Origin of the sequence: Streptomyces sp. NBC_00250, from assembly GCF_036192275.1 — a bacterium.
Taxonomy (GTDB): Bacteria; Actinomycetota; Actinomycetes; order Streptomycetales; family Streptomycetaceae; genus Streptomyces.
On the sequence record NZ_CP108088.1, the window covers coordinates 2,884,714 to 2,903,850 of the forward strand.

At 72.2% G+C, this 19,137-nt stretch carries 14 protein-coding genes; 1 reads left to right on the forward strand and 13 read right to left on the reverse strand.

Features of this window, described 5'->3' with window-relative positions; all coding sequences use genetic code 11:
- Nucleotides 1-70: 70 nt before the first annotated feature.
- On the forward strand, nt 71-1,183 hold the full coding sequence (locus OG259_RS12810) for a PucR family transcriptional regulator (protein WP_328942382.1): 1,113 nt from the start codon (nt 71-73) through the stop codon (nt 1,181-1,183).
- A 9-nt stretch (nt 1,184-1,192) separates the two neighbouring features.
- On the opposite strand, the gene OG259_RS12815 is transcribed toward OG259_RS12810, so the two are convergent.
- From OG259_RS12815 to OG259_RS12875, 13 genes are all read right to left on the reverse strand, one after another.
- Nucleotides 1,193-2,233: an aldo/keto reductase gene (locus OG259_RS12815; RefSeq protein WP_328942383.1), complete on the reverse strand. Its 1,041-nt coding sequence runs from the start codon at nt 2,231-2,233 to the stop codon at nt 1,193-1,195.
- Complete coding sequence (locus OG259_RS12820; RefSeq protein ID WP_443051952.1) at nt 2,230-6,147, reverse strand: ABC transporter ATP-binding protein; 3,918 nt, start codon at nt 6,145-6,147, stop codon at nt 2,230-2,232. The genes OG259_RS12815 and OG259_RS12820 overlap by 4 nt, the downstream gene beginning before the upstream one ends.
- Nucleotides 6,144-7,553 carry an LLM class flavin-dependent oxidoreductase gene (locus OG259_RS12825; RefSeq protein WP_328942385.1) on the reverse strand — a complete coding sequence of 470 codons (1,410 nt, stop codon included), beginning with the start codon at nt 7,551-7,553 and terminating at the stop codon, nt 6,144-6,146. The genes OG259_RS12820 and OG259_RS12825 overlap by 4 nt, the downstream gene beginning before the upstream one ends.
- Nucleotides 7,537-8,394: an ABC transporter ATP-binding protein gene (locus OG259_RS12830; RefSeq protein ID WP_328942386.1), complete on the reverse strand. Its 858-nt coding sequence runs from the start codon at nt 8,392-8,394 to the stop codon at nt 7,537-7,539. Before OG259_RS12830 ends, OG259_RS12825 begins: the two co-directional genes overlap by 17 nt.
- On the reverse strand, nt 8,370-9,299 hold the full coding sequence (locus OG259_RS12835; protein ID WP_328942387.1) for an ABC transporter permease: 930 nt from the start codon (nt 9,297-9,299) through the stop codon (nt 8,370-8,372). The genes OG259_RS12830 and OG259_RS12835 overlap by 25 nt, the downstream gene beginning before the upstream one ends.
- Nucleotides 9,296-10,369, reverse strand: coding sequence for an ABC transporter substrate-binding protein (locus OG259_RS12840; protein WP_328942388.1), 1,074 nt, complete (start codon nt 10,367-10,369; stop codon nt 9,296-9,298). Before OG259_RS12840 ends, OG259_RS12835 begins: the two co-directional genes overlap by 4 nt.
- Nucleotides 10,370-10,409: 40 nt before the next feature.
- Nucleotides 10,410-10,913, reverse strand: coding sequence for a flavin reductase family protein (locus OG259_RS12845; protein WP_328942389.1), 504 nt, complete (start codon nt 10,911-10,913; stop codon nt 10,410-10,412).
- A gap of 348 nt (nt 10,914-11,261) precedes the next feature.
- Complete coding sequence (locus tag OG259_RS12850; protein ID WP_443051953.1) at nt 11,262-12,512, reverse strand: ROK family protein; 1,251 nt, start codon at nt 12,510-12,512, stop codon at nt 11,262-11,264.
- 445 nt (nt 12,513-12,957) lie between these two features.
- A complete protein-coding gene (locus tag OG259_RS12855) occupies nt 12,958-13,539 on the reverse strand; it encodes a TetR/AcrR family transcriptional regulator (protein WP_328942390.1) in 582 nt (193 codons plus the stop codon).
- A 77-nt stretch (nt 13,540-13,616) separates the two neighbouring features.
- Nucleotides 13,617-15,206 carry a phosphoglycerate dehydrogenase gene (gene serA / locus OG259_RS12860; RefSeq protein ID WP_328942391.1) on the reverse strand — a complete coding sequence of 530 codons (1,590 nt, stop codon included), beginning with the start codon at nt 15,204-15,206 and terminating at the stop codon, nt 13,617-13,619.
- A 238-nt stretch (nt 15,207-15,444) separates the two neighbouring features.
- The gene (gene ilvC, locus OG259_RS12865; RefSeq protein WP_266897005.1) at nt 15,445-16,446 is read right to left on the reverse strand and encodes a ketol-acid reductoisomerase; all 1,002 of its coding nucleotides are present in this window, start codon (nt 16,444-16,446) and stop codon (nt 15,445-15,447) included.
- Nucleotides 16,447-16,579: 133 nt separating this feature from the next.
- Nucleotides 16,580-17,107 carry an acetolactate synthase small subunit gene (ilvN, locus tag OG259_RS12870; RefSeq protein WP_030216183.1) on the reverse strand — a complete coding sequence of 176 codons (528 nt, stop codon included), beginning with the start codon at nt 17,105-17,107 and terminating at the stop codon, nt 16,580-16,582.
- Between the two features lie 41 nt (nt 17,108-17,148).
- Nucleotides 17,149-18,999 (reverse strand): acetolactate synthase large subunit, encoded by a 1,851-nt coding sequence (locus OG259_RS12875; protein ID WP_328942392.1) that lies wholly within the window; start codon nt 18,997-18,999, stop codon nt 17,149-17,151.
- Nucleotides 19,000-19,137 lie beyond the last annotated feature (138 nt).

Consider the following 19,137-nt stretch of genomic DNA (forward strand, 5'->3'; position numbering starts at 1 on the left):
CATCTACAGCTGTCACGCATCCGTGGGCGGCATCTCATACATATGTCTGAGAGGGTGCGAGAATGGCGCTGTGAAGGGCGATTACCAAGAACTGGTGGACGAGATCTCCGCGCTCCTCGGTGCGCCGGCGACGCTGGAGAACCGCGATTTCGGTCTGATCGCCTTCGGCGCCCACGACAGCGACGACGACACCGCGATGGACCCCGTCCGGACGCGGTCGATCCTGACCCGGAAGTCGACCCCGGCGGTCCGCGCCTGGTTCGAGGGCTTCGGCATCACCCGGGCGACGGGCCCGGTCCGCATCCCGGCCGCCCCGGACGCCGGCGTGTTCCGGGACCGCCTCTGCCTGCCCGTACGCCATCGGGGCGTCGTCCTCGGGTACGTCTGGCTGCTCGACGCCGAGCCCGGCCCCACGCCCGACCAGCTCACGGCCGCGATGGAGGTCGCCACCCGGATCGGCGACCTCCTCGCCGACGAGGAGCGCGCGGACGCCGACCTCTCGCGCGAGTTCGCAGCGGTCCTGACCGCCGGGCGCGGCTGGCAGAGCGACATGGCCGTCGCCGCGCTCCGGGTGGCCCTGGGGCCCAGCGCGGACGGCCTGCACACCGTCGTCTGCGTGACCCCCTGGCAGGGCGAGGCACCTTCGATCCGGTCGGTCCCCGGCGCGGCGGCGGTCACCACGCTCCCCGAGGGCGAGTCCCTCGCCGTCCTCGTACGGCTGCGGACGGCCGAGGACCTCGCCCCCGCCCACACGGCCGCCGACCGGCTGCGCGCCGCCGCCCCGGCCGGCATCGCGAACCCCCGCCGGGGCCTCACCGAGCTCCCGGCGGCCTGGCGCGAGGCCAACACGGCGGCCCGCGCCGCCACGGCCCAGCCGACGCTCGGCCCGGTCGCGGAGTGGGCCGGGATCGGCCCGTACCGCCTGCTCGCGGCGCTCTACCACCCCGAGATCGACCCCGCCGTCGCACCGCTCATCGCCCCCGCCCACGCCGAACTGGCCCGCACCGCCGAGGTGTTCCTCGACAACGCGGGCCAGGCGGGCCGCACGGCGGCGGCCCTGGGCATCCACCGCCAGACCCTCTACTACCGGCTGTCCCGGGTCGAGCAGCTCACCGGCCTGGACCTGGACGACGGCGAGGACCGCCTGCTGCTCCACATGTCCCTGAAGTCGGCCCGGCTCTGAACGGAGCCGTCAGGGACGCGCTCGGCGGCGCAGCTCCGGCTCCCCCAGCGCGGGCGGCACGTATCCGCCGTCCCGGGCCGACAGGTTCGTGCCCGGCGGCACGATCTTGTCGATCCGGTCGAGGACGTCCCTGCTCAGCCGAATCCGGTCGGCGCCGAGCTGCGCCTCCAGCTGCTCGAAGGTCCGCGGCCCGATGATCGCCGAGGTGACGGCGGGGTGCTCCAGGACGAAGGCGAGCGCGAGCTGGACGAGACTCAGTCCGGCCTCGTCGGCGAGCTGCGCCAGCGCCTCGGCGGCGTCGAGCTTGGCTGCGTTCTCCGGGTCGGCGATGTCGAAGCGGGCGGCCTGGCGGTCGATCCGGCTGGACTGCGGCTGCTCCGCGCCCTTGCGGTAGCGGCCTGAGAGCCAGCCGCCCGCCAGCGGGCTCCAGGTGAGGACACCCAGGCCGTAGCGCTGGGCGACGGGCAGCACCTCGCGCTCGACGCCCCGGGCGAGCAGGGAGTACGGCGGCTGTTCGGCGACGACCCGCTCGCGGCCCCGGCGCTCGGCGATCCACTGGCCCTCGACGATGGCGGAGGGCTCGAAGGTGGAGGTGCCGATGTAGCGGATCTTGCCCTGGCGGACGAGGTCGGTCAGGGCGCCGAGCGTCTCGTCGAAGTCGGTCTCCGGCTCGGGCCGGTGCACCTGGTAGAGGTCGATCCAGTCGGTGCCGAGGCGGCGGAGGCTGTTCTCGACCTCGCGGACGATCCAGCGCCGGCTGTTGCCGCGCTCGTTGGTGTCCTCGCCGAGGCTGCCGTGGAACTTGGTGGCCAGGACGACGTCGTCCCGGCGGCCGCCCGCGAGGGCCTTGCCGACGATCGTCTCCGACTCCCCCGCCGAGTACACGTCGGCGGTGTCGACGAAGTTGATGCCGGAGTCCAGGGCCCTGTGGATGATGCGGACGCTGTCGGCGTGGTCGGTGTTGCCGCGGGCGCCGAACATCATCGTGCCCAGGCACAGCGGGCTCACTCGGACGCCGGTGCGGCCCAGCAGGCGGTGTTCGGTGGTCATCGTGCACTCCCTTGTACGAGTCGGTCGTGGTGCTCCGCCGCCGCGGGGGCGGACGGGGTGGTACGGGTGGTGGTGCCCTGCCGGTAGGCGTCCCAGAGACGGCGGTACGGCCCCTGGCCCGCGAGGAGCTGCGCATGCGTGCCGCTCTCCACGACGGTGCCGGCCTCCAGGACGACGACCCGGTCGGCCCGGGCGGCCGTGGTGAGCCGGTGCGCGACGACGAGCGTGGTCCGTCGGCGGCTGAGCGCGTCGACGGCGGCGGCCACCCGCCGCTCGGTGGCGAGGTCGAGCGAGGCGGTCGCCTCGTCGAGGAGCAGGACGTCGGGGTCGATGAGTTCGGCCCGGGCGAGGGCGAGCAGCTGGCGCTGCCCGGCCGAGAGGCCGTGGCCCCGCTCCCCCACCGGGGTCAGATAGCCGGCCGGCAGGGCGGCCACCGTGTCGTGGGCGCCGACCGCCCTGGCGGCGGCCTCCACCTCGGCGTCGGTGGCGTCCGGGCGGCCGTACGCGATGGCGTCCCGGACGGTGACTCCGAACAGGTGCGGCTCCTGCGGAACGATGCCGAGCCTGCGGCGGTAGCCGGTCAGGTCGAGTTCGCGCAGGTCGTGCCCGTCCACCCGGACGACTCCGGCCACCGGGTCGTAGAACCGGGCGAGGAGCTTGACGACGGTGGACTTGCCCGCGCCGGTGGTGCCCACGAGCGCGACGGTCTCGCCGGGCGCGACCCGCAGCCGGACGCCGTGGAGCACGTCCCGTTCCCGGCCGCCCGCGTAGTGGAACGACACGTCGTCGAACTCGATCTCGCCGCGCAGCGAGGTCACCCGGCGCGGTGCCGCCGCCAGGGGCGTGGCGACGGGGGTGCGCATCAGGGCCCGCAGCCGGCTCATCCCGACGACCGCCTGCTGGTAGCCGTCGAAGACCTGGGAAAGCTGCTGAATGGGCGAGAAGAAGAGTTCGACGTAGAGCAGGAAGGCGATCAGCGTCCCCGCCGTCAGCTCGCCGGAGCGCACCTGCCCCACGCCGACGGCGAGGACCGCGGCGGTGGAGAGCGTGCCGAGGAACTCCACGAAGGGGAAGAAGGTGCCCATGTACCGCTGGGCACGCAGCCGCGAGTCGCGGAACGACCAGGCGAGGGCGGCGAAGTGGGCGGCGTTGTGCCCCTCGCGCCGGAACGCCTGGGTGACGCGCAGCATGCCCACGTTCTCCTGGAGGCAGGCGTTGACCGTACTGATGCGCTCCCGGGCCTCCAGGTAGGCGGGGACGGAGTAGTGCCGGAACACGGCGGTCGCGCCGATGAGCAGCGGCAGCGCGGCGAGCAGGACGAGCGCGAGGCCGGAGTCGATGACGAGGAGCGCGGCCAGGACGCCGAGGACGGTGAGGAGGCTGACGACCGCGGTGATCAGCCCGGTCTGGAGGAAGGTGGACAGGGCGTCCACGTCGGTGGTCATCCGCGTCATGATGCGGCCGCCCGGCTCCCCCTCGTAGTAGTCGAGGCCGAGCCGCTGCAACTGGGCGTACGTCTTGATCCGCAGGGTGTAGAGGAGCCGCTCGCCGGTGCGTCCGGTGGTGCGGACCTGGGCGACGCCGACGAGCCAGTTCAGCCCGACGACGAGGGCGGCCGCGGCGGAGGCCGCGAGGAGGACTCCCCGGGCCTGGTGGGCGACGCCGCCGTCGACCCCGTGGCGCACGAGGACGGGCACGGCGATCTGCGCGAGGGCGTCCACGGCGACCAGGAGCAGACCGGCGAGGAGCGACAGCCGGAACGGCTTCAGGAGGGTGCCGAGATGGAACCGGGGGTCGGCGGAGACCGCCTGCTCCAGCGGCACCCGGGGGTCGTCCTCGGGCAGCGGGAGCCGTTCGAGGGCGGCGAGGAGTTCGGGGGTCGGCGGTGCGGAGCCGAGGACGCCTCCCCCCGGTCCGCCGCGGCCCGGCCCGGCGGTGGCCGCGGCCTCGGCGAGCGCGTTGGCGGCCCGTACGGCCGTGGACTCGTCGTGGACGCGCCCGGAGTCCGCGGGGCGCCGCCACAGCTCCTCGGTGACGCCCCGCGCCGGGGCCGAGGCCTCCTCCGGCCGGCCCTCCTCCCCGTCGGCGGCCAGGAGCGAGCGGAACAGGGCCGAGCGGGAGCGCAGTTCGGCCAGGGTGCCGGTGTCCACGATCCGGCCGCCGTCCATGAGCGCGATCCGGTCGGCCAGTTCCAGCGTCGATTCGCGGTGGGCGACGAGCACGGTGGTGCTCCGGCGCCCGGCATCGCGCAGGGACGCGTGGATGTCGGCCTCGACGCGGGCGTCGATCGCGGAGGTGGCGTCGTCGAGCACCAGGACCGCGGGGTCGCCGAGCAGGGCGCGGGCGAGGGCGATCCGCTGGCGCTGGCCGCCGGAGAGCGTGAGCCCCTGCTCCCCCACGAGGGTGTCGTAGCCGTCGGGCAGCCGCTCGACGAACTCGTCCGCGCACGCGAGGCGGGCGGCCGCCCGGATCTCCTCGTCACCGGCGTCCGGACGGCCGTACGCGATGTTGGCCCGCACGGTGTCGGAGAGCAGCAGGCTCTCCTCGAAGACGAAGCCGATGCGGGAGCGCAGACCGGCCAGGGTGAGGTTGCGGACGTCGTGCCCGCCGACCCGGACCGTGCCCGCCGCCGTGTCGTAGAAGCGGGGCAGCAGGGCGACGGCGGTGGACTTGCCACAGCCCGCGGGGCCGATGAGCGCGAGGGTCTCCCCCGGGCGCACGTCCAGACTGAAGCCGCGCAGCAGGGGCTCGCCGGCCCCGTGGGCGAAGGTCACGTCGTCCCAGGCGAGCGCGGGAAGTTCGTCCGCGCCGGGGGCGCCCGGGGCGGTGGTGGACTCGGCGGGCAGGTCGCGGGCGGTCGGCGGGTCGGTGATCCCCGGCTCCTCGTCGATCACCTCGAAGACGCGCTCCGCGCCCGCCCTCGCCTGCTGCCAGACGGTGAGCAGGGTCGCGACCTGGCGGACCGGGGTGACGAACGAGCCGAGGTACGCGGTGAAGGCGAGGAAGGTGCCGAGCGAGACCCGGCCGTCGAGCGCCAGCCAGCCGCCGAGGACCAGGACCGCCACCTGCCCGAGCGCGGGCACGGCCTGGAGGGCCGGGTTGTAGCGGCTGGTGAAGGCGACGACGCGCAGCCGCGAGGAGAACAGTCCCCGGACCCGGCGTTCGAGTCCCTCCAGTTCGCGCCGCTCCTGGCCGAAGCCCTTGACGATGCGGACACCGGTGACCGTGGACTCGACGGCGGAGGCGACCTCAGCCGCCTCCTGCTGGGCGTGCCAGTTGGCGGGGAAGAGGGTGCGCCGGCCGCGCAGCGCGATCAGCCACAGGAGCGGGCCGACGACCAGGGCGACGACGGTGAGCAGCGGCGAGAGCCAGGCCATGAAGACCAGCGAGACGCAGAACATCAGGGCGTTGCCGGTCATGTTGGGCAGGAACTGCAGCAGCGTCTGGATCAGGGTGATGTCGGAGATGGAGCGGCTCACCACCTGGCCGGTGCGCAGGTCGTCCTGTTGTGCGCCGTCGAGCCGCAGGAGCGCGGCGAAGGCGTCGTTGCGCAGGTCGTACTGGACCCCGAGGGAGAGCCGGCCGGAGCAGTAGCGGCGGACGAAGCTCCCGCCGAAGCGCACCGCGCCGATGCCGGTGAGCAGCAGGATCCAGGGGGCGAGGGAGGTGGTGGTGGAGCCGGCGACGCCGTCGACGACGTGGCGGAGGACGAGGGGCAGCGAGGCGGTGGCGACGGCGGCGACGGCCGCCGCGCCGAAGGCGAGCAGGAGGTCGGTGCGGCGGCGGAGCGCGTACCCGCCGAGGCGGCGCGCCCAGCCGGGCCGCACCGTCCTTGGGTGCCCCGCCCCGCCCGCCCCGGTGGGTGCGGACGGTGCGGCGGCCGGGGCACCCCCGTGCGGGGGACAGTCGCTCACCGGGATTCGACCAGACCGGTGCCGAGGTGGCCGCCGGGTGCCTCGGCGCCCTCGCTCCCGGCGCCGTCGAACAGCCGGTTGGCGGGCCGGGGAAGGCCGTAGTGGTCCCGCAGGGTGGTGCCGGTGTACTCGGTACGGAACAGGCCGCGCTCCTGGAGCAGCGGCACCACCCGGTCGACGAAGGCTTCGAGGCCCGAGGGCAGGACGGCCGGCATGATGTTGAAGCCGTCGGCCGCGCCGCTGACGTACCAGTGCTCGATGGTGTCGGCGATCTGCTCGGGCGTCCCGGCGAACGTCCGGTGTCCGCGGCCGCCGCCGAGGCGTCCGATCAGCTGGCGCACGGTGAGCCGTTCGCGGCGGGCCAGCTCCACGATCAGCGTGTAGCGGCTCTTCGCGCCCTCGATGTCGTCCTCGGTCGGGATGTCCTCGGGCAGTTCTGCGTCCAGGTCCAGCTCCTCGGGCGCGATCTTCAGCCGCAGGGCCAGCTGGCGCTTGGCGTACTCCGGCACGATGAGCCGGTCGAGTTCGGCGTCCAGTTCGCGGGCCTCGGCCTCGGTGTCGCCGATGACGGGGACGATGCCGGGGAGGATCTTGATGCCGTCGGGGTCGCGGCCGAGCGCGAGCGCCCGCTGCTTGACGTCCTTGTAGAAGGCGATGCCCTCCTCCAGGGTCTGCTGGGCGGTGAACACCGCCTCGGCGTAGCGGGCGGCGAAGTCCTTGCCGTCCTCGCTCGACCCGGCCTGCACCAGGAGCGGGTAGCCCTGCGGGGAGCGCTCGACGTTCAGCGGCCCCTCCACCCGGAAGAACTCGCCCCGGTGGCCGATGCTCCGGACCCGGTCGGCGCGGGCGTGGATCCCGCCCTCCTTGTCCGCGACCACCGCGTCGTCGGCCCAGCTGTCCCACAGCTTGGTGGCCACGTCGACGAACTCGGCCGCGCGCCGGTAGCGCTCGTGGTGCAGCGGGGTGTCGTCGAGGCCGAAGTTGCGGGCCGCGTCCGCTCCTGCGGTGGTGACGATGTTCCAGCCGGCCCGCCCGTTCGACACGTGGTCGAGCGAGTTGAAGCGGCGGGCCAGGTTGAAGGGTTCGTTGTAGCTGGTGGACGCGGTGGCGATCAGCCCGATGTGCGAGGTGACGGCGGCCAGGGCGGTGAGGAGCACGGTCGGCTCCAGCTTGCTGACGGGCCGGCGGCCGGGATCGCCCTGCTGGACGGGGCTGTCGGCGAGGAAGACCGAGTCGAGCAGGCCGCGTTCGGCGATGCGGGCGAGGTTCTGGTAGTGCGCGATGCCGGTGCCGCCGTCGGCGGGGCTCTCGGGGAGACGCCAGGCCGCCTCGTGGTGGCCGACCGACATGAGGAAGGCATTGAGGTGGAGGGGCTTGCGGGCGGGGCGGTCAGACGTGTGCGGCATGGGGGTGGTCCTCCGGACGGGGTGCGGGGGCGAGCGGTGCGGAGTGCACGCCGAGCGCGGCGAGCAGGGCGTCGCGGTACTGCTGGAAGCGCGGGTCGCGCCGGTCGCGCGGGGTGGGGAGGTCGATGGCGAGGTCGACGGAGATCTCGCCCTCGTCGAGGACGAGGACGCGGTCGGCGAGTTCGACGGCCTCGTCGACGTCGTGGGTGACGAGGAGGACCGCGGGGCGGTGGCGTTCGTACAGTTCGCGGAGCAGGTCGTGCATCTTGATCCGGGTCAGTGCGTCGAGCGCGCCGAACGGCTCGTCGGCGAGCAGCAGTTCGGGATCGCGTACGAGGGCGCGGGCGAGTGCGGCCCGCTGCTGTTCGCCGCCGGACAGTTCATGCGGCCAGGACCGCTCGCGGCCGGCGAGGCCCACCTCGGCGAGCGCGGTCAGACCGCGTTCACGGGCGCCGGGCCCGCGCAGCCCCAGGGTCACGTTGTCGAGGACCCGCAGCCACGGCAGCAGCCGGGAGTCCTGGAAGGAGAGCGAGACCCGCTCGGGGACGAGCAGCTCTCCCGAGCCCTCGACGTCGTGGTCGAGGCCGGCCACGGCGCGCAGGAGCGTGGACTTGCCGGAGCCGCTGCGGCCGAGGAGGGCGGTGAACTCCCCCGCCGCCAGGGCGATATCGATCTCCTTGAGGACGACCCGGTCGCCGAAGCGGCGGACCAGGCGCCCGGCCCGTACGGCGGGGGGTGCGTCGGGGGCGCCGGGGCCGAGGGGCTGCCCGTCGGGTGCGGCCTCCGGCTCCCCGGGGCGCGGGGCGCGGTCCTTCGTCAGCCCGCCAGCGTGCGTCGCCATGACAGGGCCCTCCTCTCGACGGCGCGGACGAGGGCGTCGGAGGCGAACCCGAAGGTGCCGTAGGCCACCAGACCGACGATGATCACGTCCGACTGGGCGTACTGCTGGGCCTGGAACATCATGTAGCCGATGCCGCTGGTGGCGTTGACCTGCTCGACCACGATCAGTCCCAGCCAGGACGAGGTGACGCCGAGCCGGAGCCCGACGAAGAATCCGGGCAGCGAGCCGGGCAGGACGACCTTGCGCAGGAACTGCAGGCGGCCCAGCTCCAGCACCTCGGCGAGCTCCACATGCCGGCTGTCGATGCTGGTCAGCGAGGCGTAGGTGTTGATGTAGACGATCACGGCGACACCGAGGGCGATGACGGTGATCTTCATCTGTTCGCCGATGCCGAGCCAGAGGATCAGCAGCGGCAGCATCGCGAGGGACGGAATGGCCCGTTTGATCTGGAGGGGCCCGTCGACGAGGTACTCGCCGGTGCGGCTGAGTCCGGCGATCACGGCGAGCAGCACACCGGAGGCGACCCCGAGCAGCAGACCGAGCCCGGCGCGCTCCAGGGAGACCAGCACATTGCCCTGGAGCCGCCCGTCGGCGATCAGCTCGACGGCCGTGGAGACGACCGTGCCGGGGCCGGAGAGGATGCGCGGGTCGAGATGGCCGGCCGCCGAGGCGGCCCACCAGAGGGCGACCACGAGCACGGGGCCGAGGAGCCGCCCGAAGGGCACGCTCCGGCCGGGGCCGAGGCGTCGCCGCCGCTGGATGCCGGAGCGGGACACCGGGAGGGTGGCGGGGGTCGCGGCGGCGGGCTTCCGGGCCTCGGGGGGCTTCGTGCCGTCCGCCTCACGTGGCGTGGCCGGTGCGGCCGCCGGGACGCGGGTGCGGACGTCGGTCAGGGAGTCGCTCATGATCCCTCCCGGTACTGGGCGGGTACGGCCCCGGAGGCGAGGCCCTCGAAGCGCCGGTCGAACAGCGAGGCGGCGTCCACCTTCGGCACGAACCCGCCTTCGGCCAGCAGGTCGGCGGTCTCCTGCTCCCAGGCGATGGCCTTGTCCCAGGAGACCGGGAACTGCGGTTTGGCGAGGGAGGCGACGATGCGGCGGCCGTCGGCCTCCTTCACGCCCTGGTCCTTGACGTAGTAGGCGTCGATCCAGCGGTCGGTGTTCTCCCACGCCCACACCACGCCCTGGGCCCACAGCGGGACGAAGCTGCGGACGGCCGCGGCCTTCGCCGGGTCGTTCAGCACCTCGATCGGGGCCCAGAGGACGGTCAGGAGGTCGATGACGTCGGTGGGCACCCGGCGGGCGCCGTCCGCGGCGTACTGGGACAGGTACTTGGTGAGCGTCGGCTCGCCGAGCGGCGCCGCGTCGACCTGCTTGGACTGGAGCGCGGTGAGGAACTGGGTGCTCGGCAGTTCGACGAGGTCGACGTCGCCGTTGGCTATCCCGGCCTGCTTCAGGGCCCGCAGGACGACCACGCCCTGTGCCTGCCCCTGCGAGAAGGCGATCTTCTTGCCCCGGAAGTCCGCGACGCTCCGGACGGCCGAGCCCGGCGCGGTGGCGAAGACGTACGAGGGCTGCCTGCGCACCTGCACGGCGACGATACGGGACTCCACGCCGATGGCCTCGGCCTGGATCGGCGGAATTCCGGCATTGCTGGCCAGGTCGATGGAGCGCGCCCGGAATCCCTGGATGATGTCGGGTCCCGCGCTCAGATTGGGCCACTCGGAGACGGTGAAGGGGAGTTTCTTCCCGATGCCTGATTCGGCGAATTGAATACGCGAACTGCGGACGGCGACGGTCAGCGACGTACCGGTCGGCGGCGGCCCGGTGGGCAGTTCCTTCAGCGGTACGGAATGGGCGGCGTTGCTGGTCTGGGGCGCGCATCCGGCGGCGGCGAGGACGGCGCCGGACGCGAGGGCGAGGAAGCCTCTCCGCCCGAGGGCGGGGGACGGAGGCGGGTGCGGGAAAGAGGGCATCAGGGGAGTTCCTGTCGGGTGCGGTGCGCGGGCGAGGGGGTCAGAGGGAGTGGTAGCCGCCGTCGTGGAAGAGCAGCGGGCGCCGGTTCGCGTCTTGCCAGGCGTCCACGACGCGGCCGATGACGATGCGGTGGTCCCCGGCGGGGACGAGCTGCTCGATGTCGACGCGCAGCCAGCCGGTGACGCCGTCGAGGACCGGGTCGCCCTGGTCGAGTCGCCGCCAGCCGGTGGGCCGGGCGAACCTGTCGATCCCGCTGGTGGCGAAGCGCCTGGCCAGGTCCTCCTGTTCGGCGCCGAGGAAGTTGACGACCGCGGACGTGGCGCGCCGGATGTGCGGCCAGGAGGAGGAGCGGGTCGCGATGCCGAAGGAGAGGAGCGGCGGTTCGAGGGAGAGGGAGGTGAGCGAGGTGGCGGTGAAGCCGACCGGGCCGGATCCGGCGTCCGCGGTGACCACCACGACGCCGGCCGGATAGGCGCGGAACGCCTGCTTGAAGAGGCCGGGTTCGAGACCGGCCGCGGGATGCGAGGACAAGGAGACAGTCATGTTTCCCCCGGGCGACGGAGAAGGACGGACAGGGCGGAGGACGGCACGCCGAAGCCGGACGGGGCGGCATGCGGGCACGGCGGCGGAAGAGCCGGAACGTCACGCGTGCGGAAAAGGGAACGCGTGGAAAGGGAAAGCGGAACCGGGAGCCGGGAAAACCGCTCGGATCAACAGCCGCGGCAGGGACGACAGGAACGACGGACGCGTGCCGAATGCGGCACGTGGCGTCGGGTCCTCTGCGGGCTGCTCATGAATACATCTTCCCGTTCGCGATCCGAGCGGGTCAACAATGCAACTTTCTGAATTAAGTCGGTATTCGCCAAGAGTACGGGCGGGCGCCCGCCGCCGTCAGGACACCGCGGGCAGCGCCGGCCAGGGGCCGAGCGGATCGTCGTGCAGGGCGCCGAGGGCGACGGCCGTTCCCGCCACGGCCAGGACCCGGCCGGTGAAGCTGCTCGGCACGACGGAGCGCTCGGGGTCGTCGCAGACCAGCGACCGTTCGGCCGTGGTGGCACGCAACTCGGCCAGGCAGGGCGCCAGTCGGCCGGCGCTCGGTTCGACCACGACGAGCACCTCGGGGTCGAACATGTCGAGGAGGACGGCTGCGGCCCGGCCGACGGACCGGGCCCGCCGGCGGAACACCGAGTCCGCCACCTCGTCCCCGTCCACCGCCCGCTGCAACAGCTCCGGGAAGGTCTCGGCGTACAGACCCCGCCGGGCGGCCCGGCGCAGCATCGCGGGCTCCGACACCTCGGACTGGAGGCAGCCGGGGATGCCGCACTCGCAGGTCGTGCCGACGTCGCCCGTCCCCACCGGCAGATGGGCGATGTTGCCCGCCCCGAACCTCGGCCCCTGGTGGACCGCGCCGGAGGAGACGAAGGCCGCGTCCACCACGTTGCCGACGAAGAGCACCACCGCACTCGCCCGGGTCGAGGCGACGCCGACGAGCTGCTCGGCGCGGGCGAGGGCGCGGGCGTGACTGTCCACGTGGACGGGGAGCCCGGTGGCCTCCGCGAGCACCTCCCGCACCGGGACGTCCCGCCAGCCCAGCTGCGGATGGTGGACGACGACCCCGGCGGCCGGGTCGACCCAGTGGCCGGTGGCCACGCCGAGCGCGAGCGCGGTCCGGTCGGAGCCCTGGGCGGCGAGCATCCGGGGCAGCCCCTCGGACACCCGGTCGAGCACCTCGGCGGGTTCGGTACTGGTGTGCGGGAGGCGCTCCTCGGCGACGAGGCGCCCCCGGAGGTCCATGAGGGCGAGCGTGGTGTGGGTGACGGCGACGTGCGCACCGGCGAGGAGATAGCGCGCTGTGTCGATCTCGACGGGGATGTGGGGGCGGCCGAGGCCTCGCGGACCTGCCGTCTCCGGGCCCTCCTTGACGAGCCCCCGGCCGATCAGGGCGCCGCAGTGGCCGGTGACCGAGGCGGGCGAGAGACCGGTGAGGCGGGCGATCGTGCTGCGGGCGACCGGTCCGTGGTCGAGGATCGCCCCCAGGACGGCGCCGGTGCTGGCGGCGCGGCGCGGGGGGACGGCCGCGGAGGGGATGTCGGCGCGGCGCAGGGGGACGGGGCGGGAGGAGGACATGCGCGTTCTGTCCACGAGGGCCTTCTTCGGGTCCGTTGCGGTGGTGCGTACAGCCGCCGCGCGGGGTGCGGCCGCCCGTCCCGCCGGGTGCGGCGGCGGGGAGGGACGGCGGACCGGAGGGACCGGACGGGCGGGGGCCGTTCCGGAGGCGGGCGGACGCGCGAAGCTCCCGGGCGGGAGCCGCTCTCGGCGTGCGCCGACGGGCCGCGGGTCCACTCCCCCGGAAGGCGCTCTCGGGCTGTCAGGGGGCCGCGCGGTCTCCGCCGTACGCTCGCGGAGCTACGGACACGCGGCGGAGCACACACGCTTCAGGTCGACATGACCTCGTGTCGTGAGAAGCGCGGAACGGTGCATGGCGCGCAACATAGCCCGACTGCCGCAAGACGGTCAATCGACGGCCCGCATGATGGACGGCACCCGCCCGGGCCCTTCCCGGGCTCCCGGCGCCCCTGACGTGACGTCAGCTCCGCTCCCCCATGAGCACCTTGAGCCCCTCCGTGAGGTCGTCCGCCGTCGGCGCGGTGTCGGGGTCCACCATCCACTGGATCATGACGCCGGCCGCCAGGGCCTGGCAGAGCAGGCCCGCGACCCGGGCCTTCTCCGGGTCGACCGCCGGGTCGATGCCGAGCATGCCCTCGGCCATCCCGAGCCGGCCCTCCCGCTGCGGCTCCTTGATGGCATCGCGCAGCTTCTCGTCGTCGTCGAGCCGGGTGACGACCTCGGTCTGGAGCTTCCAGACGGGCCGGCTCGCCTCGGCGGCGGCGATGACCTGCTCCCAGACGTCGTGGAAGCGCTGGTACGGGTCGTCCGGCAGCTCCCGCTTCGCCTCGCCCGCGGCGGCGGGGCCGACCCGCTCCCCCCACTCCTCGGTGAGCGCCAGGAACGCCTGCTGGAGCAGGGCGTCCTTGGAGCCGTAGTGGTAGCCGATGGAGGCGAGGTTGGTGCCGGAGGCGGCGACGATGTCGCGGGCCGTGGTCCGCCCGTACCCCTTCTCCAGGAGGCAGCGCTTGGCGCCTTCGAGGAGGTCTTCCTTGTGTCCCATGACAGCACTGTACCCGGCGGATAGACGCTTGTGTAAGACGGGCGTCTATCGGCCGGGTACGGAGCTTCGGGGGTGCGTCAGATCAGGTTGACCGAGCGGGCCGAGGCCGCGCCGATCTCGGCCGAGATCTCCGCGAGCACCGCCGCCGGGACGGTGTCGTCCACGGTGAGGACGACGAGCGCCTCGCCGCCCTCCTCCGCGCGCGCCACCTGCATGCCCGCGATGTTCAGACCGGCCTCGCCGAGGATCCGGCCGACCGTGCCGACGACACCCGGGCGGTCCTCGTAGCGCAGCACCACCATGTGGTCGGCGAGCGCCACGTCCACGTCGTAGTCGCCGACCGCGACGATCTTCTGGAGGTGCTTGGGGCCGGCGAGCGTGCCGGAGACCGAGACCTCCTCGCCGTTCGACAGGGTGCCGCGCACGGTGACCACGTTGCGGTGGTCGGGGGACTCGCTGGAGGTGGTCAGACGCACCTCGACACCGCGCTCCTGCGCGAACAGCGGGGCATTGACGTACGACACCGTCTCGTCGACGACGTCCTCGAACACGCCCTTGAGCGCGGAGAGTTCGAGCACCTTCACATCGTGCTGGGTGATCTCGCCGTAGACCTCGACGTCGAGACGGGCCGCGACCTCGCCCGCGAGGGCGGTGAAGATCCGGCCGAGCTTCTCGGCGAGCGGCAGACCCGGCTTCACGTCCTCCGCGATGACGCCGCCCTGGACGTTGACCGCGTCCGGGACGAGCTCACCGGCGAGCGCCAGGCGCACCGAGCGGGCGACGGCGATGCCGGCCTTCTCCTGGGCCTCGTCCGTGGACGCGCCGAGGTGCGGGGTGCAGACGACCTGGTCGAGCTCGAAGAGCGGGGAGTCCGTGCAGGGCTCCTTCGCGTACACGTCGAGACCGGCGCCGGCGACCCGGCCCTCCTTGAGGGCGGAGAACAGCGCCGCCTCGTCGACGATCCCGCCGCGCGCGGCGTTGACGATGCGGACCGACGGCTTGACCTTGTGCAGCGCCTCGTCACCGATGAGACCGAGGGTCTCGGGGGTCTTCGGCAGGTGGACGGTGATGAAGTCGGCGACCTCCAGGAGCTCGTCCAGGGCCAGCAGCTTCACCCCCATCTGGGCGGCGCGGGCCGGCTGCACGTAGGGGTCGTACGCGACGATCTTCATGCCGAAGGCCGACATGCGCTGGGCGACCAGGACGCCGATGCGGCCGAGGCCGACGACACCGAGGGTCTTCTCGCTCAGCTCGACGCCCGTGTACTTGGAGCGCTTCCACTCGCCGTTCTTCAGCGCGGTGTTGGCCTGCGGGATGTTGCGCGCGGTGGCGACGAGCAGACCGCACGCGAGCTCGGCCGCGGTGACGATGTTCGACGTCGGCGCGTTGACGACCATCACGCCGGCCTTGGTGGCGGCGGAGACGTCGACGTTGTCCAGACCGACACCGGCGCGGGCGACGACCCGCAGCTTGTTGGCGGCGGCGATGGCCTCGGCGTCGACCTTGGTCGCGGACCTGACCAGGATCGCGTCCACGTCGGCGATGGCGGGCAGCAGTTCGGCGCGGTCCGCGCCGTTGCAGTGCCGGATCTCGAAGTCCGGGCCCAGGGCGTCGACGGTGGCGGGCGACAGCTCTTCAGCGATGAGTACGACGGGTTTCGAGCTCACGTGAGTCCTCACAGATCCAGTGCGGACGGCCGTCCCGACGGCCGCAGGCGGTGGAGGGGGCTTGCCGCGTGAAAGCGCACGACGCTGTGGGCCTGAACGCGAATGTTGTTGAGCAGTGTAGTGGTGCGTCGGCGCAGTTCATGCGCCTCGTTGGAAGGATCACCCGTCCGTGGTTGGACGGGGTGTCCAACGATGTGGACAGGGGCCGGACACACCGTCCGGCCCCTGTCCCGAAGGCTTACGCCTCCTCGTCGTTCACCCAGCTCATGAGCTTGCGCAGCTCCTTGCCGGTGGTCTCCAGGAGGTGGTTCTCGTCCTGGGTCTTGTACTCGTTGTACTTCTTCAGACCGCCGTGGTACTCGGCCATCCACTCCTTGGCGAAGGTGCCGTCCTGGATCTCCGCGAGGACCTTCTTCATCTCGGCCTTGGTGGCGTCCGTGATGATCCGCGGGCCGGTGACGTAGTCGCCCCACTCGGCGGTCTCGGAGACCGACCAGCGCATCTTCTCCAGGCCGCCCTCGTACATGAGGTCGACGATGAGCTTCAGCTCGTGGAGGCACTCGAAGTACGCGATCTCCGGCTGGTAGCCGGCCTCGGTCAGGGTCTCGAAGCCCGCCTTGACCAGCGCCGCGGTACCACCGCAGAGAACGGCCTGCTCGCCGAAGAGGTCGGTCTCGGTCTCCTCGGTGAAGGTCGTCTTGATGACGCCGGCGCGGGTGCCGCCGATGCCCTTGGCGTACGAGAGCGCCAGCGCGAAGGCGCTGCCGGTCGCGTCCTGCTCGACGGCCGCGATGCACGGAACGCCGCGGCCCTCCTCGTACTGACGACGGACCAGGTGGCCCGGGCCCTTCGGGGCGACCAGCGCGACGTCGATGCCCTCGGGCACCTTGATGAAGCCGTACCGGACGTTCAGACCGTGGCCGAAGAAGAGCGCGTCGCCCTCCTTCAGGTTGTCCTTGATGGACTCCTCGTAGACCTGGGCCTGGATCGGGTCCGGGGTCAGGATCATGATGAGGTCGGCCTCGGCGGCGGCCTCGGCGACGGAGACGACGCGCAGGCCCTGCTCCTCGGCCTTGGCCTTGGACTTCGAGCCCTCCTGCAGACCGACGCGGACGTCGACACCGGAGTCACGGAGGGACAGCGCGTGGGCGTGGCCCTGGCTGCCGTAACCGATCACCGCGACCTTGCGGCCCTGGATGATGGACAGGTCGGCGTCGTCGTCGTAGAACAGCTCGGCCACTGGGAATCTCCTTGAGGTGCTGGTGTTGCGTCCCACCGTACGGCGGGGAGCGGGAGGAAAGTTTTCGGGTCTCGTCAGTCGGACCGGCGGATGGACCGCCGGTTGACCTTCGATGACTCTGAGGCGATGACTCTCAGGCGCTGCGGTCGAGGGCCCGGAGGGACCGGTCCGTGATGGACCGGGAACCACGCCCTATGGCGATCGTGCCGGACTGGACGAGCTCCTTGACGCCGAACTGCTCCAGCATCTTGAGCATCGCGTCGAGCTTGTCACTCGAACCGGTGGCCTCGATGGTGACCGCCTCGGGCGAGACGTCCACGGTCTTGGCGCGGAACAGCTGCACGATCTCGACGATCTGGGAGCGGGTCTCGTTGTCGGCGCGGACCTTCACCAGGACGAGCTCGCGCTGGATCGCAGCGCTGGGCTCGAGTTCGACGATCTTCAGGACGTTGACCAGCTTGTTGAGCTGCTTGGTCACCTGCTCCAGGGGCAGGTCCTCGACATTGACCACGATGGTGATGCGGGAGATGTCGGGGTGCTCGGTGATGCCGACGGCGAGGGAGTCGATGTTGAAGCCGCGGCGCGAGAACAGGGCGGCGATCCGGGCGAGGATGCCGGGCGTGTTCTCGACGAGAACGGAGAGCGTGTGCTTGGTGGACATGGTGTGGGTCTCTTCCTTTTCGCTCTGCTTCGTTCCGCGCTTCAGTCGTCTTCGCCGTCGCCGAAGTCGGGGCGGACGCCCCGAGCGGCCATGACCTCGTCGTTCGAGGTGCCGGCGGCGACCATCGGCCAGACCTGGGCGTCCTCGTGGACGATGAAGTCGACCACGACCGGACGGTCGTTGATGGCATTGGCCTCGGCGATGACCTTGTCCAGGTCGGCCGGGTCCTCGCAGCGCAGGGCGACACAGCCCATGGCCTCGGACAGCTTGACGAAGTCGGGGACGCGGGTGCCCTTGTTCGCCTGGACGTCGTCCGGGCCGGAGTGCAGGACGGTGTTGGAGTAGCGCTGGTTGTAGAAGAGGGTCTGCCACTGGCGGACCATCCCGAGGGCGCCGTTGTTGATGATGGCGACCTTGATCGGGATGTTGTTCAGGGCGCAGGTGGTGAGCTCCTGATTGGTCATCTGGAAGCAGCCGTCGCCGTCGATCGCCCAGACGGGGCGGTCGGGCTGACCGGCCTTGGCGCCCATCGCGGCGGGCACCGCGTACCCCATCGTCCCGAGGCCGCCGGAGTTCAGCCAGGTGGCCGGCCGCTCGTAGTCGATGAAGTGGGCGGCCCACATCTGGTGCTGGCCGACGCCCGCGGCGAAGATCGTGTCGTCGGGGGCGAGCTGGCCGATGCGCTGGATGACCTGCTGCGGCGAGAGGCTGCCGTCCTCCGGCAGGTCGTAGCCGAGCGGGTAGGTCTCGCGCCAGCGGTTCAGGTCGCTCCACCAGGCGGCGTAGTCGCCCTTGTTGCCCTCGCTGTGCTCGGCCTGGACGGCCTGGACCAGGTCGGCGATGACCTCGCGGGCGTCACCGACGATCGGGACGTCGGCGGCGCGGTTCTTGCCGATCTCGGCCGGGTCGATGTCCGCGTGGACGATCTTGGCGTAGGGGGCGAAGCTGTCGAGCTTGCCGGTGACGCGGTCGTCGAAGCGGGCGCCGAGGGCGACGATCAGGTCGGACTTCTGCAGCGCCGTGACGGCGGTGACGGCACCGTGCATACCGGGCATGCCCACGTGCAGCGGGTGGCTGTCGGGGAAGGCGCCGAGGGCCATCAGGGTGGTGGTGACCGGGGCGCCGGTGAGCTCGGCGAGGATCTTCAGCTCGCCGGTGGCGCCGGCCTTGAGGACGCCGCCGCCGACGTACAGCACGGGGCGCTTGGCCGCGCTGATCAGCTTGGCGGCCTCGCGGATCTGCTTGGCGTGCGGCTTGGTCACCGGGCGGTAGCCGGGCAGGTCGGTCTGCGGCGGCCAGCTGAAGGTGGTCTTCGCCTGGAGGGCGTCCTTGGAGATGTCGACCAGGACCGGGCCGGGGCGGCCGGTGGAGGCGATGTGGAAGGCCTCGGCGATCGTCCGCGGGATGTCCTCGGCCTTGGTGACCAGGAAGTTGTGCTTGGTGATCGGCATCGTGATGCCGCAGATGTCCGCCTCCTGGAAGGCGTCCGTGCCGATCGCCTTCGAGGCGACCTGGCCGGTGATCGCGACGAGCGGGACCGAGTCCATGTGCGCGTCGGCGATCGGGGTGACGAGGTTGGTCGCGCCCGGACCCGAGGTCGCCATGCAGACGCCGACCTTGCCGGTCGCCTGGGCGTAGCCGGTCGCCGCGTGTCCGGCGCCCTGCTCGTGGCGGACCAGGATGTGGCGGACCCTCTGCGAGTCCATCATCGGGTCGTAGGCGGGGAGGATCGCGCCGCCGGGGATGCCGAAGACGGTGTCGGCGCCCACTTCCTCGAGAGAACGGATGAGGGACTGCGCACCCGTGACGTGCTCGACGGTGGTGGCGGGCTGCGCGCCGCTACGGGGCCGCGGCTGCGGATGGTGCCCGGTGGCCTGGTCGGTCATCAGCATCTCTTCTCGAAGCAGAGGGTTTTTGCGAGGTGTTTTGCGAGGCTTTGCACCGACTTCGAGGTGAGTCGGTGCAACAAAAAACCCCTCGTGCCGTGAGGCAAGCGAGGGGAGCGCGTCGGGTGCGTTTCAAGCGGGGCC

What these genes read in the sequence shown, in the direction of transcription:
- OG259_RS12815 (WP_328942383.1), bottom strand. Translation starts at nt 2,233, where the DNA reads ATGACCACCGAACACCGCCTGCTGGGCCGCACCGGCGTCCGAGTGAGC.
- OG259_RS12825 (WP_328942385.1), bottom strand. Translation starts at nt 7,553, where the DNA reads ATGCCGCACACGTCTGACCGCCCCGCCCGCAAGCCCCTCCACCTCAAT.
- OG259_RS12830 (WP_328942386.1), bottom strand. Translation starts at nt 8,394, where the DNA reads ATGGCGACGCACGCTGGCGGGCTGACGAAGGACCGCGCCCCGCGCCCC.
- OG259_RS12835 (WP_328942387.1), bottom strand. Translation starts at nt 9,299, where the DNA reads ATGAGCGACTCCCTGACCGACGTCCGCACCCGCGTCCCGGCGGCCGCA.
- OG259_RS12840 (WP_328942388.1), bottom strand. Translation starts at nt 10,369, where the DNA reads ATGCCCTCTTTCCCGCACCCGCCTCCGTCCCCCGCCCTCGGGCGGAGA.
- OG259_RS12845 (WP_328942389.1), bottom strand. Translation starts at nt 10,913, where the DNA reads ATGACTGTCTCCTTGTCCTCGCATCCCGCGGCCGGTCTCGAACCCGGC.
- OG259_RS12855 (WP_328942390.1), bottom strand. Translation starts at nt 13,539, where the DNA reads ATGGGACACAAGGAAGACCTCCTCGAAGGCGCCAAGCGCTGCCTCCTG.
- ilvN (WP_030216183.1), bottom strand. Translation starts at nt 17,107, where the DNA reads ATGTCCACCAAGCACACGCTCTCCGTTCTCGTCGAGAACACGCCCGGC.
- OG259_RS12875 (WP_328942392.1), bottom strand. Translation starts at nt 18,999, where the DNA reads ATGCTGATGACCGACCAGGCCACCGGGCACCATCCGCAGCCGCGGCCC.